The following is a 24,264-nucleotide window of genomic DNA, read 5'->3' on the forward strand; positions in this document are numbered from 1 at the left end:
TTAATTCTTCGCCTTCTTAGGTTGCGGATCCGCCTGCGGCGCGGCTTCAAAGACCAGAGCATTGCTCTTGTTATTCAGGGTACGCAGTACCGGCTGTAATTCACGCAGAACCTGATCCAGACGCTGCATATCATCAACCAGTTTGTTGTACGCCGGTGACCCCGGCTGGATACCCTGCATACTGCGGTTCAGTTCACGCAGCGTGGCCTGCATATCTTTCGGCAGCGCTTTGAACTCTTTGCTGCTGAGTAACACATTCAGCTCAGACAGTGTTTTCTGTGCTTCAGCGATGGTTTTTTCGCTGGCACGCAGTGTCTCTGTCGCCTGTTTCATCATCGGTTCAATCGGCATGCCGTTGATTTTATCCAGCGCCGCCAGTACTTTTTGCTGCAGCTGAACCAGGCCACCGCTGGTGGTCGGCAGAATGTCATAATCCGCAATTTTCATCGGTGCTTTCCACGCCGGCTGATCCGGGTAGAAATCGAGATCAACATACAGTGCGCCGGTCAGTAAGTTACCGGATTTCAGTGAGGCGCGCAGCCCCTGCTGTAATGCGGTTTCCAGTTCCTGTGCCAGTTTGAAATCTTTACCTACATCTTTCTCGAAACGCTCGGGCTCGATATGGATCAGGACCGGGATGCGGAAATCCTGATCAAATGTCTGCCCCAGCCCTTTGGCGTAGAACGGAACCTGTGCCACTGTACCGAGACGGATACCGCGGAATTCCACCGGTGCGCCCGGAGACAGGCCGCGCACGGAGTCGGAGAAGAACAGCAGATAACTTTTATATTCGGTGTAGAGTGAATTTTGCGTGCTTTTCTGGTTATCAAACAGCTTAAACAGGGTCTTAGGATTCACTTCCTCACCCGGCTGCCAGCCGTCCGGCACATCAAAACTGACGCCGCCGCTGAACAGTGTGGAGAGCGAACCGACCTGTACACTTACCCCCTGCGAGGACATGTCAAAGGCAATACCGCTGTCCTTCCAGAAGCGGGCGTTGGTGGTCACCAGTTTGTCATAAGGTGCGTTGATAAAGAGCTCATACTGCATCTCGCGCTCATCAAGATTAAATTCTGCCGTTTCCACGGAACCGACACGGTAACCACGGAACAGCACAGCATCCCCCGGATTCAGTTGTCCGGCCTGCTGACTGGTTAATATCACGCGGATCCCTTTGGCGTCCGGAGACGCCAGCGGCGGTGAATCAAGCAGTTCAAATTCACGGCGTTCGCCGCCGGTATTGGCAGGCTGCACCTGAATATATGCCCCTGACAGCAGTGTGCCCAGCCCGGAGACCCCTTCACGGCCGACCGTCGGTTTCACCACCCAGAAAACGGTATCTTTACGCAGAACGTCTTTCATCTCTGCGTTCAGGCGGGCCTTGATGATCACGCGGCTGTAACTCTGATCCAGCATGACACTTTCAACCACACCGACATCCACGCTGCGGCTTTTGATTTTGGTTTTACCGGCTTCGACCCCTTCCGCGTTATAAGTGATCAGGGTGATTTCCGGTCCCTGTCCGCGAAAGTGGCTGATAAGGATCCAGGCACCAATCAGTACCGTGACGATGGGAATTATCCAGACCGGTGACCAGCTTTTCAGTTTGCTGACCTTCGCTTCTGTCAAATCATCAGTTTTATCGTTCAACCTGAGGCTCCTTAGCACTCTCCGCCCGTTTTTTTTCAAGCCGATCCCACGTCAGACGCGGGTCGAACATTTCGGCGGCAATCATTGTCAGAATGACCACCATCGCAAATAAAATCACACCGATATCCGGATAGATGCTCATCAGACGCCCCATCCGCACCAGTGCCGCCAGTACGGCTATCACAAACACATCAATCATGGACCAGCGTCCGACAAACTCCACGATTTCATAAATAAAGTGCATCCGGCCGGGATCACGCCAGCCGTGACCTTTGGCATCCAGACACAGCCAGCCGATGGCCAGCATTTTCAGGCTCGGCACCATGATACTGGCGATAAAAATCACCATCGCCACCGGATAAGAGCCATCCCCCCACAGCAAAATCACCCCGGCCATAATGGTCGAGCCGAAATCACTGCCGAGGGATTCGGTGATCATAATCGGCATCAGGTTTGCCGGGATATATAAAATCACGGAGGTAAACAGCAGTGCCATGGTCAGTTGTAAGCTGTTCGGCCGCCGGGCATGACCCCGGCTGCTGCAGCGCGGACACTCATGCATATCTGCCGGCAGAATCGCCTGACAGGTACCGCACAGCCGCACCCCCTGACACAAACCGCCTTTTCCTGCCTCCAGCGCCACCGGCAGCGGCGGACGCGGTGCAATCCGCTGCCAGACCCAGTGTTTATCCAGGCACTGGAATGCCCGCACCTGCATCACACAGAACAGACAATATGGCAGAAAACTCACGCCCAGCCCGATATCCCCGTACGCCATCAGTTTCACGAAACTGACCAGCACACCGGCGAGGAAAATCTCCGCCATACACCAGGCACGCAGCCGGAACAGCAGCCGCGTGACCGGAATGGCCAGCGAAGGCGGCAGACGGATCCCGCTGCACAGTAAGGTAATGGCAAACAGGCAGAAGGCCGGTACCGCCAGCACAAATCCCATAAAGAACAGTGCCAGCCCGCCGTAGTTATCCCCGAACATCACAGACGGTATCTGATAAAGCGTGATTTCGCTTTCAATACCTGCCACTTTCATCGAGACAAACGGAAACATCCCGGCGAGTACAAACATCACCAGGCCGCTGAGTGCATACATCAGCGGCTGGCGGCGCGGTTCACGCCAGCGGGCGGCCAGGTGAGTGTGGCAGCGCGGACATTCGGCTTTGGTTCCCCGTTCCAGCTCAGGGATTTCCACCACCAGGTCGCACTGCGGACACAGCACCGTGACTGAATCATGTGAATGATGAGCACACACTGTTTCGTTATTTCTCCAAAATCACAGGCGGGATCAGTTCCCGCTCTGCATTGCTTCCAGCGTCTGCCAGCGCTCAAACGCCTCTTCCAGCGCATGCTCTTTCTCTGCCAGCAGCTTCAGTACTTTATCTGTTTCATCATGCGGCTGGTTAAAGAATTCAGGCGCACTGACCTGACTTTGCAGTTGCTGAATTTCCTCGTCGAGAGATTCCAGCAATGACGGCAGTTGTTCAAGTTCCCGCTGTAATTTATAACTTAATTTTGCAGATGTATTTGCTTTTTTAATGTTATCTTTACGTTTTTCTTCCGCCGCTTCCGGTTTCGCTGCTTTCTCCGCCGGGGCTTTCAGCGACTGAACCTGTGCCCTCTGCTGTTGTGCATCAAAGTAACCGCCGACATAACGCCCGATGGTACCATTGCCTTCAAAAATCCAGCATTCGGTCACGCAGTTATCAACAAACTGACGGTCATGGCTGACCAGCAGGACAGTGCCCTGATAGTTATCCACCAGCTCTTCCAGCAGTTCCAGTGTTTCGACATCAAGGTCGTTGGTCGGTTCATCGAGGATCAGCAGGTTGCTTGGTTTCAGGAACAATCTTGCCAGCAGCAGACGGTTACGCTCCCCGCCGGACAGGGCCCGCACCGGTGTTCTCGCCCGTTTCGGATGGAACAGGAATTCCTGTAAATAGCCGAGCACATGGCGCGGTTTGCCGTTAACCAGCACTTCCTGTTTGCCTTCCGCCAGGTTATCCATCACGGTTTTATCCGGATCCAGCGCTGCACGGTGCTGGTCGAAGTAAGCCACTTCCAGTTTGGTACCGATGTGTACACTACCGTCGTCCGGCTGTAAATCACCGAGCATCAGTTTCAGCAATGTGGTTTTACCGCAGCCGTTCGGGCCGACCAGGGCAATTTTGTCCCCCCGGTTTACCTGAGCACTGAAATGACTGACCAGATCCTTACCATCAATACCATAGCTGATATCATCGATTTCAAAGACGATTTTGCCGGAGCGGGTCGCCTCTTCCACCTGCATCTTCGCTTTGCCCATCACCTCACGGCGTTCCGCGCGTTCGCTGCGCAGGGCTTTCAGGGCACGGACGCGCCCTTCATTACGGGTACGGCGGGCTTTGATGCCCTGACGGATCCAGACTTCTTCCTGCGCCAGCTTGCGGTCAAATTCCGCATTCTGCATCTCTTCGACACGCAGTGCCTCTTCCTTGGCCACCAGATAATCATCATAACTGCCCGGCCAGGAGGCTAATTTACCGCGATCCAGATCGATAATCCGTGTCGCCATATTGCGGATAAATGAACGGTCATGGGAAATAAAGACAATGCTGCCGCTGAAATTTTTCAGGAAGCTTTCCAGCCACTGGATGGTTTCGATATCCAGGTGGTTGGTCGGTTCATCCAGAAACAGCACTTTCGGCCCGCTGACCAGTGCACGGCCGAGTGCCGCTTTACGCAACCAGCCGCCGGACAGTGCGGATAATTTTTCATCCGCCGGTAATTCCAGGTGCGCGATCACATCCGCGATCCGGCTGTCGAGCAGCCATAAGTTCTGAGTGTCTAAAATTTCCTGCAGTTCCGCCATTTTTGACAGATTTTTATCACTCGGGTCACTTTCCACTAATTTTGAGATCTGATGGAATGCCTTGATATGCTGCGCCTGCTCTGCCACCCCTTCGGCGACAAAGTCAAACACGGTGCCTTCCACATCACGCGGCGGATCCTGCTGCAGACGGGCAACAATCAGATCCTGTTCATAGATAACCGTACCGTCATCCAGCGGCTGCTCTTTGGTCAGCACACGCATCAGGGTGGATTTCCCCGCTCCGTTGCGTCCGACCAGACAGACACGCTCATTTTCTTCGATATGCATCTCCGCATTTTCCAGCAGCGGAGCATCACTGAATGCGAGCCAGGCGCCCGCCATATTAATCAACGACATAATTTCTGTTATTCCTCGCCTGCGTGGCGGATAAGCCAGCAGTTATGGATCTGACGGTTACGGGCAAAATCCTGTGACTGTGTTTTGGCGGTGATCTCCTGAGCAACCAGCCCCAGAGCATCCATACCGTCCTGATCTAATTTAAAACCGCGTTTGTTGTTGGAGAACATCAGGGTGCCGCCGCGGCGCAGCATACGTTTCAGATGTTTCATCAGGTCGATGTGATCACGCTGGACATCAAAGGTGTCCTCCATCCGTTTGGAGTTGGAGAACGTCGGCGGATCGATAAAGATCAGATCAAACTGTTCCGGGGTCTGTGCCAGCCAGCTCAGGCAATCCGCCTGAATTAAACGATGCTGTCTGCCGCTCAGGCCGTTGCTCTGCAGGTTGCGTTCCGCCCACTCCAGATACGTGCGTGACATATCCACAGACGTGGTGCTGCGCGCGCCGCCGAGACCGGCGTGAACCGTTGCCGAGCCGGTGTAGGCAAACAGATTGAGGAAGTCTTTGCCTTTGCTCATCTGTCCCAGCATTTTGCGGGCAATACGGTGATCAAGGAACAGACCGGTATCCAGGTAATCAGTCAGGTTAACCCATAACTGTGCGTTATACTCTTTCACCAGGAAGCTGTTCTGTTTCTCCGCCAATTTTTCATATTGCTGTTTGCCTTTCTGGCGCTGACGGGTTTTCAGGATCAGCTTGTGCGCCGGTAACTCCAACACGGCCAGTGTCGCGCTGATCACATCAAACAGGCGCTGACGCGCTTTGTTCGGATCCACGGTTTTCGGCGGCGCATATTCCTGAACCACCACATAATCCGCATAGCGGTCAACCGCGACATTATACTCAGGCAGATCGGCATCATAAAGGCGATAACATTCAACGCCTTCCTGCTTCGCCCATTTTGCTAATTTTTTCTCATTCTTGCGCAGGCGGTTGGCAAAATCCGCCCCGATATCCTGCGCTGTTGCCGGTGGTGTGTCACTTAACTGATAGTTTTTCTGCACACAGTCCAGCGGACCGTTTTTCGCCTTGAATTCACGCTCTGCACGCAGCTGCAGGCTGCTGAGGAGTTCCGGGGAAGCACTGAATAATGACAGACGCCAGCCGGGGAAACGGGTTTTCACCACACGGCCGAACACACTGTGCAGGGCAATCAGCGCCGGTTCGCTTTCCAGACGCTCGCCGTACGGCGGGTTAGAAATAATGGTGCCTTTCGGGCCTTCCGGCAGCGGATTTTCCAGTTTGGTGGCATCTTTCTGCTGGAAAGTGATCAGTTTATCCACCCCGGCGCGGCGGGCGTTGGCGCGGGCCATATCCAGTACACGTTTATCAGTATCAGAGCCGAAGAAGCGCGCGGTTGCGCTGACCAGGCCGGCATTAGCGCGTTCGCGGGCTTCTGCACGGACAGATTCCCAGACCGCTTTATCGTGGCCGCCCCAGGCTTCAAACCCCCAGTGGTGGCGGTTCAGGCCCGGTGCACAATCAGAGGCAATCATCGCCGCTTCAATCAGCAGGGTGCCGGAGCCGCACATCGGATCCACCATCGGGGTCTCTTTTTGCCAGCCGGAACGCAGAATAATCGCCGCCGCCAGGTTCTCTTTCAGCGGTGCCTGACCGGCCAGTTCGCGGTAGCCGCGGATATGCAGGGAATCCCCGCTCAGGTCGATTGCCAGCGAGGCTTTTTCTTTATTGAGATAGACATTGATGCGGATATCCGGCTGCTGTTTTGCCACATCTGGGCGCGTGCCGGTTTTGCGGGTAAAGCTGTCGACGATAGCATCTTTGACTTTCAGTGCGCCGTACTGGCTGTTACGGATCTCATCGTTAGTCCCGTTGAAATGCACGGCAAATGTCTTGTCAGCAGAGAACACCGACGGCCAGTCAACGGACTGTACCGCGAGATAAAGATCCATGTCGCTATAGACATTAAACTCATTCAGCGGTAATAAAATACGGGATGCCAGACGACTCCACATCAGACACGTGTACATCGTACGCGGCTGCGCCCGGAAGTGAACGCCACCCTGCGTAATACTGAGATCCTCAGCGCCCAGTGTCGCTAATTCATTTTTTAAGAGTTCTTCGAGCCCGCGGGCGGTGCTGGCAAAATACGCGTTCATCATGGTTTACCGTTGAAATAAAAAATTGGAGCGCATTATAGCGGATCCGGGCGGTAAATCATAAAATTGACGTTCACCTTTTTCCGGATAAACCGGGATGCCATTGTGGTATTACTGATAATAACGAAAAGAACGGATAACAATGACGACAACACCCATCACACTCTCCCGTTTATACACCTTTCCTGTGAAGTCAATGAAGGGCATCCGCCAGTCACAGAGCCATGCCGGGGAAACCGGGCTGGGCTTTGACCGCAATTTTATGATAACGGATGAGACCGGAAAATTTATCACCGCCCGCCGCTACCCGCAGATGGTCCTGTTTACCCCGGTGCTGCTGAGCAACGGAATTTACCTGCGCAGCCCGGAGGGCAGCGGCGCCACGATCCTGTTTGAGGATTTCCGCCCTGATCACCTCCCGTGCGAAGTCTGGGGAAACCATTTCACCTCACTGCTTGCACCGGAAAAAATCAATCAGTGGCTGTGTCAGTTCTTTGATATCCCGGTACAGCTGCGCTGGCTCAGCCCGCAATCCACCCGCAGAGTAAAAAAATTCCCGGACACTGCGGTGTCGTTTGCTGACGGTTATCCCTATCTGGTGGTCAATGAAGCCTCTTTCCGTGAGGTGCAGCGTCGCTGCGGTGCCGGTATTAAAATCGAGCAGTTCCGCGGCAATATTATTGTCACTGGTGCAGAGCCGTTTGCGGAAGACCGCTGGAAAACCATTCAGGTCGGTGATGTGGTATTTGATCTGAAAAAACCGTGCAGCCGCTGTATTCTCACCACTGTCAGTACGGATAAAGGAATTAAACACCCGGAAATGGAGCCGTTCCACACCCTGCAAACCTTCCGGAAAGCCGCAGATAATGATGATGTGGATTTCGGTATGAATGCCATTGCCCGCAACAGTGGTGTGATTCAGGTCGGTGATACCGTCACCATACTGGAAACCCGCGAGCCGCGTCAGTATCAGGAACAGGAAGTGGAAAAGGTGCAGGCCGCGCCCGCACAACCGGAAGCAGCACTGGAACTGACATTCAACGGTAAACTCTACCCGGTGAATAATCAGCACGTCTTACTGGAGCAGCTGGAAGGCCATCAGGTCAATATTCCGTATTCCTGCCGTGCCGGTGTCTGCGGTTGCTGCAAAGTCACGCTGGTCTCCGGCGAAGTGACTCCGCTGAAAGCCGGGGCGATAAAAGAGAACGGCGATATTCTGGCATGCAGTTGTATTCCGAAAACCAATATTACTATTCGTCACGGATAACCGGCCGTCACGGATGACCGGTAAAAAAATACCCCCGGCAGATAAACTACCGGGGGTATTTCCGGCTGAATTGATCACTTATTAATAATAAGGATCCGCCGGGGGTTATATAACGTTATCTGATCCTGATTATGATCGTTTACCGGACAGCCTCAGACAGCTCTGCCCATTAATAAACTCCGTGTTACCGGGGTTCTTGGTAATAAACGATCATTCATGATCTTTATCGGATCACAAAAACACATGCTCCGATCGTGTAATTCAAGTACCGGATCAACCAGCAGACATAAACTGGCACTGTCCCCTGCTTCCGCCACAATAAAGTTGCTGCGCTGACGATTGTTATCCGCCACCACTTCAACCAGCTGCCCCTGCTCCGGTTTTGTCATTGCGCAGAACAATGAGAAATACCAGCTCTTCGGCATTTGCGGCTTTAAAAAACGCGATGCAATTAACGCATTCAGTGTTAATTCAGCACACTGCTGTGCCGGAATATCTAATTTTTTAATCTGTTCTTCAAAGATAAAAAATAACGCGGCATCATCAACAGAAAACGGGCTGTGACACCGTGCGTACGGCGCCAGCAGACGTGGTGCAAAATGGGAGCGGAATACCATTCCGTTGGCAAGATCCAGCATAATACGCTCATGCGTATCATCGTAATACCACTGCCATTGATCGTCAGGTTTTATTTTCATCTGATCACATTCCCGGCTAATACCTGATTAGCGATTTATATTTTCACTACACATTAAATAAAATAATTAAAAGTGATTGTTTGCTTTAACGTGCATTGCCTGTCAGTGACAATTTTTCAGGCAACATCTGAAAATATAAAAGAAACAGGGGGAAAAATAAACCCCCTGACAGGAATAATAGTGAAAATTACAGGCAATTTACAATATTTTTAATTAATTTGGGCCCGTGGTAGATAAATCCTGAATAGATTTGGATCAGAGATGCACCCGCTTCCATTTTTTCCCGGGCGGCAACCAGGGAATCTATTCCGCCGACACCGATGATTGGTAATTTCCCGTTCAGCTCTTTCGATAATAAACGGATAATTTCGGTGCTCTTACTCTGCACCGGGCGGCCACTTAATCCACCAGTTTCATTACAGTGATTTAATCCCTGCACTAATGAGCGGTCTAATGTGGTATTGGTGGCAATCACACCGTCAATATTATGGCGCACCAGGCTGTCAGCGACCTGAATTAATTCTTCCGCTGTTAAATCCGGGGCAATTTTTACCGCGACAGGTACATATTTTCCGTGCTTCTGATGCAGTTCCTGCTGCTTTATTTTTATTGCTGACAGCAGGTCATCCAGCATATCGCCGTATTGCAGTGTCCGTAATCCAGGGGTATTCGGTGAGGAGATGTTAACAGCGATATACCCGGCGTGGGTATACACTTTGTCCATACAAATCAGATAGTCATCCTTTCCCTGTTCAACCGGTGTATCTTTATTTTTACCAATATTAATTCCCAGAATACCGCCGAAACGGGCCTGTTTAATATTCTCAACCAGGTTATCCACCCCGAGGTTATTAAAACCCATCCGGTTAATTAACCCTTCTGCTTCGACAATACGGAACAGACGCGGTTTATCATTTCCCGGCTGTGGTTTCGGTGTGACCGTACCGACTTCAACAAAACCAAAACCCATTGCATCAAATGCTTCAATACATTCACCGTCTTTATCAAGACCGGCGGCTAATCCGAGCGGGTTTTTAAAAGAGAGTCCCATGCACTGAACGGGTTTGGTGGCGACATGCTGCTGAATAAGAAAACGGAAAGGAGAGCGGGAAAGACGTTTAAGCTGGTGAAAGGTGAATTCGTGGGCACGTTCCGGATCAAGGCGGAACAGGGCCTTCCTGACTAGCGGATAATACATCTTAAATACCTTTTGCTATAGATATGTGTTTTCGGCACAACACGCCGTACCGGGCAATTTCTCTGTAACAAAATAGGTCGTGAATCATAGCTGAAACAGCGGGAGCCTATCTCAGGCGGCTATAATAGGTGAAATGCGTCCGTTCTGCACGGCTTTTTTACGCAGTAAATGACGCACAAAGAATGTGCGTCATTTATTATCAGATCACCAGCGACCGGATGCCCCGCCGCCACCGCTGCGTCCTCCGCCTCCGGATGAGGATCGGCTGCTGCTCCGGCTGCCCCCGCTGTAACCACCGCCGCTGCTGCCCCCGCCACGGCCGCCGCGCCCTGAACCACTGCCGCCTCCGCCGCCGACAGTAACAAAACCGAAATAGTGCCCGATCCCGACAAACATGCCGAATCCCACTCCCGCCACCACACCGGCGGCCAGACTCCCCTCTGAAAACAGTAATCCGAAAATAAAAGCAAATCCGCCGAACAGAAAACCGACACAGATTGAAACCCGCAGCTTCTGAGGCCGGACAATTTTCGTCAATATCCAGTACAATCCGCCGAGCGTAAGCAGGAATAAGAAGAAGGCCGCGATAAACATGGTGAATGTCAACACTATCACCAGCCAGAACGGCAGAATCTGCAGGAACAGGAACTGACTCCATCGCGGTAATTCTGTGTAGAGAAAATCTTCCCCGAAATGAATACCGTTTCCGGCCGGATTATTAAAGCCGCCGGCGTACCAGGTCAGATAAAGAATAATGGCGATCGGAATTGCCGCTTTCAGTTTAAAGCGTTTCACCATGCCATACAGGAAAGCGCCCCACAGATATGCACTCGCGGCCAGTACCGCACCAAGCACAATATCAATCCAGCCGACGGGCCCTGCCTGTTTGGCAATAAAGAATGCCGGAGTGGTAACCGGTGGCAGTAGTGGTTCATTGCGGACTCTGGCAATCAGCGCATCGACGGTATCATTAATACCACCGGCATAATTTCCCATTTTAAAATTCGGAATGAAATAATCCTTGAGAATACGGTTTGCCACCGCATCACTCACCGCTCCTTCCAGCCCGTATCCGACCTCAATCCGCATCGCGCGATCATCTGACGCCACCAGCAATAAAATACCGTCATCAATATTGATACGACCAAGGCGCCACTGGTTAAAAACTTTTTCTGCATAACTTTCAATATCGCGCGACCCGGTAGTGTTCACCGTCAGTACCGCAATCTGCGTACCGGTCCGCTCGCGCAGTGCATTCAGTTTCTGCTCAATACTGCTGCACTCACCGGCGGTCAGCAATCCGGCGGTATCGGTGACCGATCCCTGCATACGGGGAAATGTTTCCGTCTGAGCAAATGCCGTCACAGCAAAGAGCAGCAAAAACAGGGAAAATATCCCCTGTAACCAGCGACTGTACCGGTTTATTTCATTTCTCATCACGAAATCCTTTCTTTTATATACAGGTCGTCATTGGCCTGAGTTTACCGTATCCGGTTAAAAATAACGCCCTGTTACTGTGACAATGTATTGCAGTGCAAAAAAAAACACCTCCGGGGAGGTGTTTGTCTGAATCAGCTTCAGTGAAGTCGCTGACAGCGGGCAAAAACGAAAAGTCGCTGTAAATACCTCCCTGTATGCTCAGGCGCGTCATCCATGACGCGCATGCTTTTCGTTTCTCTGCCCGCTATCGCTCCTTTATCCGCAAAAGCAATGATCAGTTCTCATCCAGTGCTTTTGTGATTTTTTCAAACAGATCACCGGAGAGATTTTCCAGCCCTTTCAGGCGCAGCAATGCATCACGCATTTTGCTCTGACGGCTGTCGTCATACCGTTTCAGGCGGATCAGCGGTTCAATCAGACGTGACGCCACCTGCGGGTTACGGCTGTTCAGATCACAGAGGATCTCCGTCAGGAACTCATAGCCTTTACCGGATTTATCATGGAACGCTTTCGGGTTATTCATCACAAACGCACCGACCAGTGAGCGCACCCGGTTCGGGTTCGCCATGGTGAAGGACCGGTGAGTGAGCAGTGATTTCACATTATCCAGCACATCCGCATCCGGACGTGTGGCCTGAAGAATAAACCACTTGTCCATCACCAGACCATCCTGATGCCATTTGTTGTCGTAATCCGCCAGCAGTTTATCGCGGCACGGCAGCGCGGCCTTCACCGCCGCCGTCAGAGCCGCCAGAGAATCGGTCATATTGTCGGCCTGCGCATACTGTTGTGACACGCGCTTATCCGCCTGCGCTTTGTCCTCATCCAGTGCCAGATAGCCCAGACAAACATTGCGCAGATCACGTTTTGCAATATCCGCATGATCGATTTGATATGCCCCGGTTTTCATGCTGACATACACCGCATACAGCTCATCCGCCAGTTCACGGGCAAATGTGCCGGCGATATAGGTCATTACCGCATTAATTGCATCCGGATCCACCACCGGGAACCATTCCGCAACCTCGGTTTCTGACGGCAGGGTCAGAATCTGAGCTGCCAGTGCCGGATCGATCTGCTCATCAAGCAGCACTGCACGGAAAGCATCGGTTACCCCTTCCGGTAATTGCAAGTCTTCACCGGCCTGATAACGGCGGATGTTTTCCTTTATATGTAATGCCAGAAGAGACTGTGCGGCATCCCAGCGGGCAAATTCATTACGGGCGTGCTGCATCAGAAATGCCAGCTGTGCATCGGTGTACGGATAATCCACTTTCACCGGCGCGGAAAATTCGCGGAACAGTGACGGTACCGGCTTTTCACTGACATCATCAAAGGTGAAGGTCTGTTCATCACGGGTAATATTCAGTACTGAATGAAGCGGCTCCCCTTCATGACGCAGCGCAAGCACGTCGCCGTTACTGCCGTACAGTTCAATATCAAACGGGATATGCAGCGGCTGTTTGTCCTGCTGATCCGGTGTCGGCGGGGTCATCTGGGTCACATGCAGCTGATACTGTTTTTTATCCGCATCATAGCTGTCACGTACAGTCACCAGCGGCGTACCGGACTGGCTGTACCAGCGGCGGAACAGTGTCAGATCGACATTAGACGCATCTTCCATCGCCTGCACAAAATCATCACAGGTCGCGGCGCTGCCGTCATGGCGGTGAACATAAAGCTGCATCCCCGCCTGGAACTGCTCTTCGCCGAGCAGCGTGTGGATCATGCGGATCACTTCAGAGCCCTTCTCATACACCGTCAGCGTATAGAAGTTATTCATTTCAATGACTTTGTCCGGACGGATCGGGTGCGCCATCGGACCGGCGTCCTCGGCAAACTGAGCGGCACGCATCACGCGGACATTATTGATACGGTTTACCGGGCGGGAACCGAGGTCAGAGCTGAATTCCTGGTCACGGAAAACGGTCAGCCCTTCTTTCAGGCTGAGCTGGAACCAGTCACGGCAGGTGATACGGTTACCGGTCCAGTTATGGAAATATTCATGACCGATAACAGATTCAATCCCGAGATAATCTTTATCCGTCGCTGTTTCATTCTTCGCCAGCACATATTTGGAGTTAAAGACATTCAGCCCTTTGTTCTCCATCGCGCCCATATTAAAGAAATCAACAGCCACAATCATATAGATGTCGAGGTCATACTCGAAACCAAAGCGCTCCTCATCCCATTTCATGGCATTTTTCAGGGAGGTCATCGCCCAGCCGGCACGATCGAGGTTACCTTTGTCGACAAACAGCTCCAGCGCCACATCACGGCCGCTGCGGGTGGTAAAAGTATCGCGCAGCACATCAAAATCACCGGCCACCAGAGCAAACAGGTAACTTGGTTTCGGGAACGGGTCTTCCCATTTCACCCAGTGTTTATCCCCGGATTCCCCGGCATCAATCCGGTTACCGTTGGATAACAGATACGGATAACGGGCTTTGTCCGCCGTGATCCGGGTGGTGTAACGCGCCAGCACATCCGGGCGGTCAGGGTAATACGTGATATGACGGAAACCTTCCGCCTCACACTGTGTGCAAAGTGCATCACCGGACACATACAGCCCCTCAAGTGCGGTATTTTCCGCCGGGCTGATTTCATTAATAATTTGCAGGGTGAATTGTTCAGGCACATTCATAATGCGCAGCGAACCGGGTTCTTCGCGGTAATCTGACCAGACTTTGCCGTCAATGGTCAGCTGCTTCAGGGTCAGCCCCTCACCGGCAAGCACCAGCTCAGAGGCGTTGTCATTCAGGCGCTTCACCTGACTGACGGCAGTCACCACTGTCGTCTGCGGGTCGAGCGCAAAATCGAGATCAATATGGGTAATGGTATAGTCAGGAGCCTGATAGTCCTGACGATACTTCGCCTGCCGCTGTTGTGTCATGGTTTTCTCTTCACTGTTTTATTAAATGATTACAATTACGCTGTACTTAGGCTCTCATAATTCAGGCGCCGTGGTAAACGAAATTTTAGCAGTTTGTGATACGCCCTGATTTCCTGACGGTGCGGTACAGTACTAAATATGAATAAAATGTTAACAAATAATGTGATTGCGCGCTGAACATCACGCACAGGGAAAATAACGTGTTACTATACGCAGATAATAGTAAGCTATAACCTGTTTAGGTTGATTGCTCCGTGAGGATGCTGAAAGCGCCATGAATTCAGAAGCAACCCCGATTATCACATCACTGCTGGATACCGATGCGTATAAGCTGCATATGCAGCAGGCAGTGTTCCATCATTACCGCTCAATTCCTGTGGTCGCGGAATTCCGCTGCCGGAGCAGCAAACGGCTGGGACAGTACGCAGATGAACTGCGCCGCCGGGTGGCAATGATGGCAGAGCTGTCAGTCAGTGATGACGAGTACAACTACCTGGCCCGCCTGCCGTTCTTTTCGGCGGACTACCTCGCCTGGTTCCGTCAGTTCCGTTTTGATCCGTCACAGGTGAATATCCGCTGTGACAGCAACGGCCAGCTGGCTGTCCGTATCAGCGGCCCGTGGGTGGAAGTTATCCTGTGGGAAGTGCCGCTGCTGGCGCTGATCAGTGAACTCGTCCACCATCATGAATCACCGCAGGTCACGCCGGAAGATGCCGTTATCCGTCTGCGTGAGCTGGTAGCACGTTTTTATCAGGATGCAGAGCAGGCCGGGCTGGATCTCAGCCGCTTTAAACTGATGGATTTCGGTACCCGCCGCCGTTTCTCTTTTGATGTTCAGAAAGCCATTGTCACTGAACTGAAACAGCATTTCCCGTATCTGGTCGGCACCAGCAATTACCTGCTGGCGGAAAAACTCGATCTGGAGCCGGTCGGCACCCAGGCGCATGAATGGTTCCAGGCACATCAGCAGATCAGTGCGGAACTGGCCAACAGCCAGCGCGCTGCCCTCCAGACCTGGCTTGATGAATATCCGGATCAGCTTGGTGTCGCCTTAACAGACTGCATCACGATGGATGCTTTCCTGCGCGATTTCGATGCCCCATTTGCCCGCGCCTATCAGGGCCTGCGCCACGATTCCGGGGATCCGGTGGAATGGGGTGAAAAAGCCATTGCTCATTATGAAAAGCTGGGTATCGACCCGATGAGCAAAACCTTGGTCTTTTCAGATAACCTGGATTTCCGCAAAGCCCTCGCGCTTTATGCCCATTTCTGTGACCGGATAAATCTGGTGTTCGGTATCGGCACCCGCCTGACCTGCAATATCCCGGATGTCGAGCCGCTCAATATTGTTATCAAGCTGGTGGAATGCAACGGTAAACCGGTTGCCAAGCTCTCTGACAGCCCCGGCAAAACCATCTGTGAAGATGATGAATTTGTCGATAAACTGCGCCGCGCATTTGATATTCCCCACGTTCAGCGCGCCTGCTGATCCCTCCTTTTATATACCTGCTCCCGGAGAACAGAAAAAGACGGTTATTTTTTCTGTTTTTCGGGCTGTTACCCCCTAATTTCTGCTTGTTTCCTGAGAGTGAGCAAGTAACATAGTGAGATTGCCCGTTTGACGGCAACTGATGACTATTCTGTTACTCACATCTCAGAGGATGGCGGGTAACGCGTGTAACAGACCTATATATAAGAAGAGAGAGTTTCAACTATGAGCATAGCGCCTGTGGTCGATGTACTGCAAGGCCGTGTACCTGTTGACAGCGAAGTCACGGTACAGGGTTGGGTCCGTACAAGGAGAGATTCAAAAGCCGGGATCTCATTCCTCGCCGTCTACGACGGTTCCTGCTTTAATCCGGTACAGGCCGTCATCGAAAATAATTTACCTAATTATAATGATGAAGTGCTTCATTTAACGGCGGGCTGTTCTGTCGAAGTTACCGGGAAAGTGGTTGCTTCCCCGGGTCAGGGACAAAGCTTTGAAATCCATGCCTCACAGGTTCGTGTGGTCGGTATGGTTGATGATCCGGATACCTACCCGATGGCGGCAAAACGCCACTCTGTCGAGTATCTTCGTGAAGTGGCGCACCTGCGTCCGCGCACTAACCTGATTGGCGCGGTTGCCCGTGTCCGTCATACCTTATCCCAGGCATTACACCGTTTCTTCGACGAGCAGGGTTTCTTCTGGGTATCCACCCCGCTGATCACCACCTCCGATACCGAAGGTGCCGGTGAAATGTTCCGCGTCTCCACGCTGGATTTCCACAACCTGCCGCGTAACGACAAAGGCGAAGTGGATTTCAGCGAAGACTTTTTCGGCCGGGAAGCCTTCCTGACTGTATCCGGTCAGCTGAACGGTGAGGCTTATGCCTCTGCGCTGAGCAAAATCTACACCTTCGGCCCGACATTCCGTGCGGAAAACTCCAACACCAGCCGCCACTTGGCAGAATTCTGGATGGTTGAGCCGGAAGTGGCGTTTGCCAATCTGAATGATATCGCCGGTCTGGCCGAAGCCATGCTGAAATATGTCTTCAAAGCCGTTCTGGAAGAGCGCCGCGACGACCTCGAATTCTTTGCTGAGCGTATTAATAAAGAAGCAATCGAACGTCTGGAACGTTTTGTCACTTCCGATTTCGCACAGGTTGATTACACCGATGCGATCAAAATCCTGGAAAACTGCGGCAAAACCTTTGAAAACGACGTGTACTGGGGCGTGGATATGTCCTCTGAGCACGAACGTTACCTGGCGGAAGAGCACTTCAAAGCGCCTGTGGTCGTTAAAAACTACCCGAAAGCTATCAAAGCCTTCTATATGCGTGAAAACGAAGACGGCAAAACCGTGGCAGCGATGGACGTGCTGGCACCGGGAATCGGTGAAATTATCGGGGGTTCCCAGCGTGAAGAGCGTCTGGACAGACTCGATGCCCGCTTCGATGAACTGGGTATGAATAAAGAAGATTACTGGTGGTACCGTGATCTGCGCCGCTACGGCACAGTGCCGCACGCCGGTTTCGGTCTGGGCTTCGAGCGTTTGGTATCATATGTGACGGGTGTCTCAAATATCCGTGAAACCATCCCGTTCCCGCGCACCCCGCGCAGCGCCACATTCTGATTTTCATCAAAAATATTGAATGTAAAAAGCCGGCCTTCAGGTCGGCTTTTTTTATGTCTGATGATCTGACTGTTCAAAAAGTTCCCTATTATTTACATTTTGAAATACTTTTTTGCCATTTGTTACAGATTCTTCGTTTTTGTAGCACTTTCAGGGTAGATAAAATATTTTACCAATGGAACACTGGTCGCCGACACAGACGACACTAAACTCTCATAAATAGTTCCAAATTTTTTTCAGAACTATTTCTGGCAGTGGCAGGTGTCCGAATAACACCAATGAGGGTAATAATAATGAAACGCAATATTCTTGCAGTGGTTATCCCGGCTCTGTTAGTTGCTGGTGCAGCAAACGCAGCTGAAATCTACAACAAAGACGGCAACAAAGTAGACCTGTACGGTAAAGTTGACGTTCGTCACATGTTCGCTAAGTCTGATGACAATGGCTCTAAAGAAGATGGCGACGATTCACGCGTTCGTTTCGGCATCAAAGGTGAAACTCAGATCACTGACCAACTGACCGGTTTCGGTCGTTTCGAAAACGAAATCAAAACCAACGGCGTTGAAGGCGACAACAAAAACAAAGTACGTTTAGCTTACGCTGGTTTCAAATTCGCTGAATTCGGTTCAATCGACTACGGCCGTAACTACGGTGTGGTATATGACACTGCAGCATGGACCGACGTTCTGCCACTGTTCGGTGGCGACACCATGGCACAGACCGACGTATTCATGACCGGTCGTAATGCTAACCTGCTGACCTACCGTAACACCGACATGTTCGGTTACGTTGATGGTCTGAACTTCGCTCTGCAGTATCAGGGTGCTAACGACGATAACTCTATCGCAGCACGTGACAGCGCTAAAGCGAATGGTGACGGTTACGGTTTATCATCTTCTTACGACCTGGGCTGGGGCGTGACTCTGGGTGCTGGCTACTCTAACTCTGCTCGTACTATCAACCAGCAGAAAGGTATGTTCGGTGCTGAAGGTAAACGTGCTGAAGCATGGAACGTTGGTGCTAAATACGACGCTAACAACCTGTACCTGGCCGCTCTGTACGGTGAAACCCGTAACATGACCAAATACGGCGAAGCTGATGACATCGCTAACAAAACTCAGAACTTCGAATTAGTAGCACAGTACCAGTTCGACTTCGGTCTGCGTCCATCCATCGCTTACCTGCAGTCTAAAGGTAAAGACCTGGATAACGGTAGCAAAGGCAGCGAAGACCTGGTTAAATACATCGACCTGGGTGCTTACTACTACTTCAACAAAAACATGTCTGCAGTTGTTGATTACAAAATCAACCTGCTGGACAACAATGACTTCACCCGCGGTGCTAAAATCAACACTGGTGATGTTGTTGGTTTAGGTCTGACCTACCAGTTCTGATTTAGCTTTACGCTGAATATGAATACAAAACCCACGGCTTGCCGTGGGTTTTTTGTTATCTGTTTAACGCGTTTTGTGATGCATTTTCATGCAAACCTCAACAGGACGTCACCCACTTCACAAGATCTTCGTCTTTTTTCTGTAAACAGTTGGCAAATGATTTACAGGGAGTTAACCTGATAACCTTGTGACAGTCCTCTTATCCGCACTATCAGATACTATTGGGATCAACAACTATGTTTGAGAATATTACTGCCGCGCCTGCCGACCCGATCTTAGGTCTGGCTGACAGCTTCCGTCAGGACCCCCGTGAAAACAAAATCAATTTAGGTATTGGTGTTTATAAAGATGAAACCGGTAAAACACCGGTACTGAGCTGCGTTAAAAAAGCGGAAAAGTATCTGCTGGATAATGAAACCACGAAAAACTACCTGCCGATTACCGGGATCCCTGAATTCGGAACAGTAACTCAGGCACTGCTGTTTGGTGATAACAGCGATATCATCACCGCCAAACGTGCCCGTACCGCACAGGCTCCGGGCGGCACTGGTGCGCTGCGTATCGCGGCTGATTTCATTGCTAAACAAACCAGCGCAAAACGTGTCTGGATAAGCAACCCGACCTGGCCTAACCATAACGGTATCTTTGCCGGAGCCGGTCTGGAAATCTGCACTTACAATTACTATGACGCCGAAAACCATTCTCTGGATTTCAATGGCATGCTGGCAAGCCTGGAAGCGGCACAGGCCGGTGATGTGATCCTGCTGCACGGCTGCTGCCACAACCCGACCGGTATTGACCCGACTGCTGAGCAGTGGGCGCAATTATCTGTTCTGGTAAAAGAAAAAGGTCTGTTGCCGGTTTTTGACTTTGCTTATCAGGGCTTTGCTGCCGGTCTGGATGAAGATGCTCAGGGGCTGCGTATTTTCGCAAAATTTCACCCTGAAATGCTGGTGGCCAGCTCTTATTCCAAAAACTTCGGCATGTACAATGAACGTGTCGGTGCCTGCACCCTGGTTGCGGCTGATCCGGATACCGCTGATCGCGCGTTCAGCCAGATCAAAATCGTTATCCGCACCAACTACTCTAACCCGCCGTCACACGGTGGTGCTGTGGTAACAACAGTATTGTCTGATCCGGAACTGAAAGAAGAGTGGATCCAGGAACTGACCACCATGCGTGAGCGCATCAAGCGCATGCGTCAGCTCTTTGTGAACACCTTACAGGAAAAAGGCGCGAAGCAGGACTTCAGCTTTATTATCCGCCAGAACGGTATGTTCTCTTTCAGCGGCCTGACCAAAGAGCAGGTTGCACGTCTGCGTGATGAATATGCGGTCTATGCCGTCAGCTCCGGTCGTATCAACGTTGCCGGTCTGACACTGGAAAATATGGTTCCGCTGTGCGAAGCCATTGTCGCAGTACTGTAATTTCGTTTTGACCATAAAAAATGCCTGACTGTGTCAGGCATTTTTATTTCTGCAATGATATTGCTTACCAGACCGGTTGCTCATCCTGCAGGAACGGATTTGTGCGGCGCTCTTCCCCGAGTGTGGACATCGGGCCGTGGCCCGGGATAAAACGGTACTCATCCCCCAGCGGCAGCACTTTTTCTTTAATGGAGCGGATCAGATCCTGATGATTACCGCGCGGGAAGTCACTGCGGCCGACGCCCCCTCTGAACAGCACATCACCCATTGAAATCAGTTTGTCCTGCTTATCCACAAACACCACATGACCCGGCGTATGACCAGGGCAGTGCAGCACATCCAGCTCAAGATTGCCGACAGTGACCTTGTCGCCCTCTTCCAGCCACTGATCCGGGGTAAATGCACGACACGGCTCCACACCGAACATCTGGCTCTGCTGTGTCAGCCCCTCAATCCAGAAAGCATCTTCCTTCTGTGGGCCGACGATCGGCACATTAAAGTGCTCTGCCACATCCGCAGTTGCGCCGACATGATCAAAGTGACCGTGAGTCAGGAGGATTTTTTCCAGTTTCAGACCGCGTTGTTCAATTTCACGGATAAGACGCGGCGCTTCACCGCCGGGATCGACAATAGCAGCGGCTTTAGTTTCATCGCACCAAATCAGGGTGCAGTTCTGCATAAAGCCGGTGACAGGGATAATATGATATTGCATGACACAAAACTCCGGTTAAAGCGGGTAATAACAACAGATTACCACGTTCTGACCGGTCCTGTATCCATATGAACGAAATTACTGGACGGATAGTAACCCACACCACCAGCCCGCATTTTCATGGCTGCTTTACGAACCTGACTTAACTGGATGCCCGGAATACGGAAATCCATTGCCTGTCCGCGGGTGTGATAACTTTTCTTCGCCACACCGGAGGTGGTTCTGCGCAGTTCATTATTAGTGACCAGAGAACGGTAACCTGACACCAGCTGAATAGGTTTATTGATGTTCATCATCACCTGTAACAGATACATCTGGTCAAACAGGTGCGGGTCAATGGTTTTGACTTTATTACTGCGGTGGTCGCGGAACAACTTGTTCAGGCGGGCCAGTTCAGAGCGGTTATAACGTTTACCGTCAAAAAATTCTGCTTTCAAAAATTCACCGGTATTGAGGTTTTCAAACCGTAAAATTTTCGGCCGGGGTGTGGTCAGGGACGCAAATGCGTGATTCGGTAATAAAGCCAACCCCAGCGCCGCCGCACCAAAACCCAGCCATTTACGGCGGTCGTTATCAATTGTATCCATTGACGGTAATCACTCTTTATCTGATTAAATATTACATGGCCGGACAGCGATAATTGTGTTCACCGTTCAGACCCGCAGCGGATCGGTTTTGTCTATTTCTGTAAATTTCCGTCAGGTTATTTCAATATTAACGTCAATATGAAAAAAACAGCAATAAACAAAACTGACCATCTATTTTTTTACCGATTCAATCCCCCGGAGTCAAATAAAAAAACACATTTTTACTCAGAAAGTAAACCTCACCGACATTTTCATGAATATCCGGTGTGTGGCGGGCACGATGCCGCATCCGCTGAGCCTTTGCCGGGAGCGGTGATATGACAAAATTAATCATTTTTAGTTAATTAACAGAATGACAAAATATAATATTGCGCAGTGAATTATTTTTTATCTGCACATCGCTTTTCGGTTAATTATATTTCAGAAGAAAAAAGCCGCTTATTTGTAATAAATAAACGGCTTCATGTGATCAGCTTTTTATCAGGAAAGGCGTGATATCAGTTAATTTATCAATACCTTTCAGGCTGCTGTCATCGTAGCGGTAAATATCCGCGCGATATTGCGGGATATTCTCCGCGTTTACCCAGGCAGTCTGATAATAGAGATAAACCGGAATACGGTTCGGGATAGAGACATAACGGGTACTGCCCGCTTTCAGTGCACCATCCACACGGGTTTCGTTCCAGCCCGCGTCACCAAGGAGTATCGCCGCAAGATCTTTGGCTTTATTCACCCGCACACAGCCGGAACTGATGGCCCGCATGTTTTTATTAAACAGGCTGTGGTTCGGGGTATCGTGCAGATAAATCGCCTCTGAGTTCGGCATATTGAATTTATAGCGTCCCAGCGAGTTGGACGGGCCCGGTGCCTGGGTTATCCGGTACGGGAAGTTTGACGGCGTGATAACACTCCAGTCAATGCTGTACGGATCAACCACAGAGGCGTTGTTACTCCAGCCGTTATAGATAGTGTAACCACGGCTGCTGAAGTAGCTCGGATCAGCCCTGCCGCGCGGTACAACATCCTGGCGGCTCATGGTCGGCGGAACCGTCCACGGCGGGTTAATCACCACATTATTCAGGGCGCTGGACATAATCGGCGTTTTGCGCTCCGCACGGCCGACAATGGTTCTGGATTCCAGGATCAGATTATTATCCACATAGAAATACAGGGAAAAATCCGGAATATTGACCAGAATAGCGGTCGGTTCATTGTCCGGCGTAATGCGCAGACGCTGAATATTCACCGCCATAATGGCAGCACGCATCTGTGGTGTCTTATTCAGCCACTCACGGGTCTGTTTACCGATAACACCATCAGCTTCCAGACCGTGTTGTAACTGAAACTGTTTAACGGCCGCCACCAGCGTTTTATCGTAAACGGCACCGGCACTCATCATGTCATTGGCAGAGATCAGATTAAAGCGGTGCAGGATCTCACGCAGTGCCCCGACAGATTCATGGCTTTCCCCCGGACGCAATGTCCGGTTAATCACCATTTCCGGCCACGGCGCGGTATCCGCCAGTTCTGTCAGCATGGCTTTGCGCATCGGCTGATACATCTTATTCGCCGGTAACAGCGTATCGGTAAATGCCGCCAGAGTGCCGTTATGAGCCGCTGTATTCAGCCGCGCCAGTGACGGGGCACTGACAGCCGCAAACGTGAACGGACGGGCGCCGTACAGCCATTTATCGCCTTTGGTGCTCACGTTGTCGAGGTAATAGAGATAACCCAATGCCGCATCCGTTAAAATCATATCCCGCGCCAGCGGGGACAGATCCGGTTGTGCCAGGGCATTCAGCCAGGCCGTGAACTGCGGCTGGAATCCGGCAAGTGCGGCTTCCGCCAGCTGATTTTCCAGGGACAGACGCGCTTTTTCATCGGTCCATAGCGGTTTCAGCTGATGTTCCGCATAAATGTTTGTCAGTGTGTCGGTATAAAGTAACGGTGTTGCCGCCGGAACTTCACGGCGGATACTGTCAGCGACATCGCTCAGAGGCAGTGCATTAACACCGGCCACCGGCTCTGCGGCCTGTGCTTCTGTACTTTCCGGTGATTCTGAAAATGCTTTCAGATTTTCCACTTTGGCATCTGCTTCAGTCAGATGCGTTACCGGTGCTGTTGAGGCCCACGAAACAGGCGTCAGTAACAGTGTTCCTATCATGGCGGAAATGGGAACAACTTTTTTAACTCCCGTCACCATAACATCCCTCTCTTATTTTTTATTATGTCTGTTCCGGCCAATTGTTAATACTTATGGTCAGTATAGTAAATGTATCGTTTAAATGACTTCCCTGCTGATTTTACCTGTCAGAGAATAATTGAAAATAGGATAACGAAAAAATCGTAGAAAAAAGGCGCAAATACATCTTTTTAAGAGGAATACACTGCACTAATTACGCAAACGCATGTATTGAGTGCGATGAAATACATCTCATTCTCTGCTTTTCTTCCCGGATAAACAAATCTGCGCCGGACAATAAACAACACAAATAAAAAACTCCGCCGGGGGCGGAGCTTAGATGACTGACAGGTTATGA

16 protein-coding genes are annotated in these 24,264 nt (G+C 51.1%); 5 read left to right on the plus strand and 11 right to left on the minus strand.

Annotated elements, in window-relative coordinates; translation table 11 throughout:
• Genes pqiB through rlmKL form a run of 4 tightly spaced genes read right to left on the minus strand, consistent with a single transcriptional unit; the run spans position 1 to position 6,993 of the window.
• On the minus strand, positions 1-1,650 hold the full coding sequence (gene pqiB, locus HMPREF3119_RS16045) for an intermembrane transport protein PqiB (protein ID WP_004235862.1): 1,650 nt from the start codon (positions 1,648-1,650) through the stop codon (positions 1-3).
• Positions 1,640-2,917 (minus strand): membrane integrity-associated transporter subunit PqiA, encoded by a 1,278-nt coding sequence (gene pqiA / locus HMPREF3119_RS16050; RefSeq protein ID WP_015422580.1) that lies wholly within the window; start codon positions 2,915-2,917, stop codon positions 1,640-1,642. The genes pqiB and pqiA overlap by 11 nt, the downstream gene beginning before the upstream one ends.
• Before the next feature lie 33 nt (positions 2,918-2,950).
• Positions 2,951-4,870 carry an ABC transporter ATP-binding protein gene (locus HMPREF3119_RS16055; protein WP_004241793.1) on the minus strand — a complete coding sequence of 640 codons (1,920 nt, stop codon included), beginning with the start codon at positions 4,868-4,870 and terminating at the stop codon, positions 2,951-2,953.
• 8 nt (positions 4,871-4,878) lie between these two features.
• Entirely contained in the window at positions 4,879-6,993 is a 2,115-nt protein-coding gene (gene rlmKL / locus HMPREF3119_RS16060) for a bifunctional 23S rRNA (guanine(2069)-N(7))-methyltransferase RlmK/23S rRNA (guanine(2445)-N(2))-methyltransferase RlmL (RefSeq protein WP_032098462.1), read from the minus strand.
• Positions 6,994-7,189: 196 nt separating this feature from the next.
• On the opposite strand from rlmKL, the gene HMPREF3119_RS16065 reads away from it, so the two are divergent.
• Complete coding sequence (locus HMPREF3119_RS16065) at positions 7,190-8,260, plus strand: MOSC domain-containing protein (RefSeq protein WP_004241790.1); 1,071 nt, start codon at positions 7,190-7,192, stop codon at positions 8,258-8,260.
• A gap of 152 nt (positions 8,261-8,412) precedes the next feature.
• On the opposite strand, the gene HMPREF3119_RS16070 is transcribed toward HMPREF3119_RS16065, so the two are convergent.
• From HMPREF3119_RS16070 to pepN, 4 genes are all read right to left on the minus strand, one after another.
• Positions 8,413-8,958, minus strand: coding sequence for a cell division protein ZapC (locus tag HMPREF3119_RS16070; protein ID WP_004235855.1), 546 nt, complete (start codon positions 8,956-8,958; stop codon positions 8,413-8,415).
• Between the two features lie 187 nt (positions 8,959-9,145).
• Positions 9,146-10,156 (minus strand): quinone-dependent dihydroorotate dehydrogenase, encoded by a 1,011-nt coding sequence (pyrD, locus tag HMPREF3119_RS16075; RefSeq protein WP_004235854.1) that lies wholly within the window; start codon positions 10,154-10,156, stop codon positions 9,146-9,148.
• Positions 10,157-10,360: 204 nt separating this feature from the next.
• Positions 10,361-11,593: a TPM domain-containing protein gene (locus HMPREF3119_RS16080; protein WP_070580299.1), complete on the minus strand. Its 1,233-nt coding sequence runs from the start codon at positions 11,591-11,593 to the stop codon at positions 10,361-10,363.
• Positions 11,594-11,870: 277 nt separating this feature from the next.
• Positions 11,871-14,489, minus strand: a complete 2,619-nt coding sequence (gene pepN, locus HMPREF3119_RS16085) for an aminopeptidase N (RefSeq protein WP_046024251.1) — start codon at positions 14,487-14,489, stop codon at positions 11,871-11,873.
• A 274-nt stretch (positions 14,490-14,763) separates the two neighbouring features.
• Here pepN and pncB point away from each other — a divergent pair, with 274 nt between their 5' ends.
• The 4 genes from pncB (at position 14,764) to HMPREF3119_RS16105 (ending at position 20,425) form a co-directional block, all read left to right on the plus strand.
• Entirely contained in the window at positions 14,764-15,978 is a 1,215-nt protein-coding gene (gene pncB / locus HMPREF3119_RS16090) for a nicotinate phosphoribosyltransferase (RefSeq protein WP_015422578.1), read from the plus strand.
• 225 nt (positions 15,979-16,203) lie between these two features.
• Positions 16,204-17,604, plus strand: coding sequence for an asparagine--tRNA ligase (gene asnS / locus HMPREF3119_RS16095; protein WP_004235849.1), 1,401 nt, complete (start codon positions 16,204-16,206; stop codon positions 17,602-17,604).
• 293 nt (positions 17,605-17,897) lie between these two features.
• Positions 17,898-18,998, plus strand: a complete 1,101-nt coding sequence (gene ompC / locus HMPREF3119_RS16100; protein WP_032098466.1) for a porin OmpC — start codon at positions 17,898-17,900, stop codon at positions 18,996-18,998.
• A 236-nt stretch (positions 18,999-19,234) separates the two neighbouring features.
• Positions 19,235-20,425: an amino acid aminotransferase gene (locus tag HMPREF3119_RS16105; RefSeq protein ID WP_070580301.1), complete on the plus strand. Its 1,191-nt coding sequence runs from the start codon at positions 19,235-19,237 to the stop codon at positions 20,423-20,425.
• A gap of 64 nt (positions 20,426-20,489) precedes the next feature.
• Here HMPREF3119_RS16105 and HMPREF3119_RS16110 read toward each other — a convergent pair whose 3' ends face one another.
• From HMPREF3119_RS16110 to ldtD, 3 genes are all read right to left on the minus strand, one after another.
• Entirely contained in the window at positions 20,490-21,137 is a 648-nt protein-coding gene (locus HMPREF3119_RS16110) for an MBL fold metallo-hydrolase (RefSeq protein ID WP_004235845.1), read from the minus strand.
• 38 nt (positions 21,138-21,175) lie between these two features.
• Positions 21,176-21,724 carry a peptidoglycan L,D-endopeptidase MepK gene (locus HMPREF3119_RS16115; protein WP_004235843.1) on the minus strand — a complete coding sequence of 183 codons (549 nt, stop codon included), beginning with the start codon at positions 21,722-21,724 and terminating at the stop codon, positions 21,176-21,178.
• A gap of 469 nt (positions 21,725-22,193) precedes the next feature.
• The gene (ldtD, locus tag HMPREF3119_RS16120) at positions 22,194-23,927 is read right to left on the minus strand and encodes a L,D-transpeptidase (RefSeq protein WP_070580302.1); all 1,734 of its coding nucleotides are present in this window, start codon (positions 23,925-23,927) and stop codon (positions 22,194-22,196) included.
• Between the last annotated feature and the right edge of the window lie 337 nt (positions 23,928-24,264).

Origin of the sequence: Morganella sp. HMSC11D09 (assembly GCF_001807955.1) — a bacterium.
GTDB lineage: Bacteria > Pseudomonadota > Gammaproteobacteria > Enterobacterales > Enterobacteriaceae > Morganella > Morganella morganii.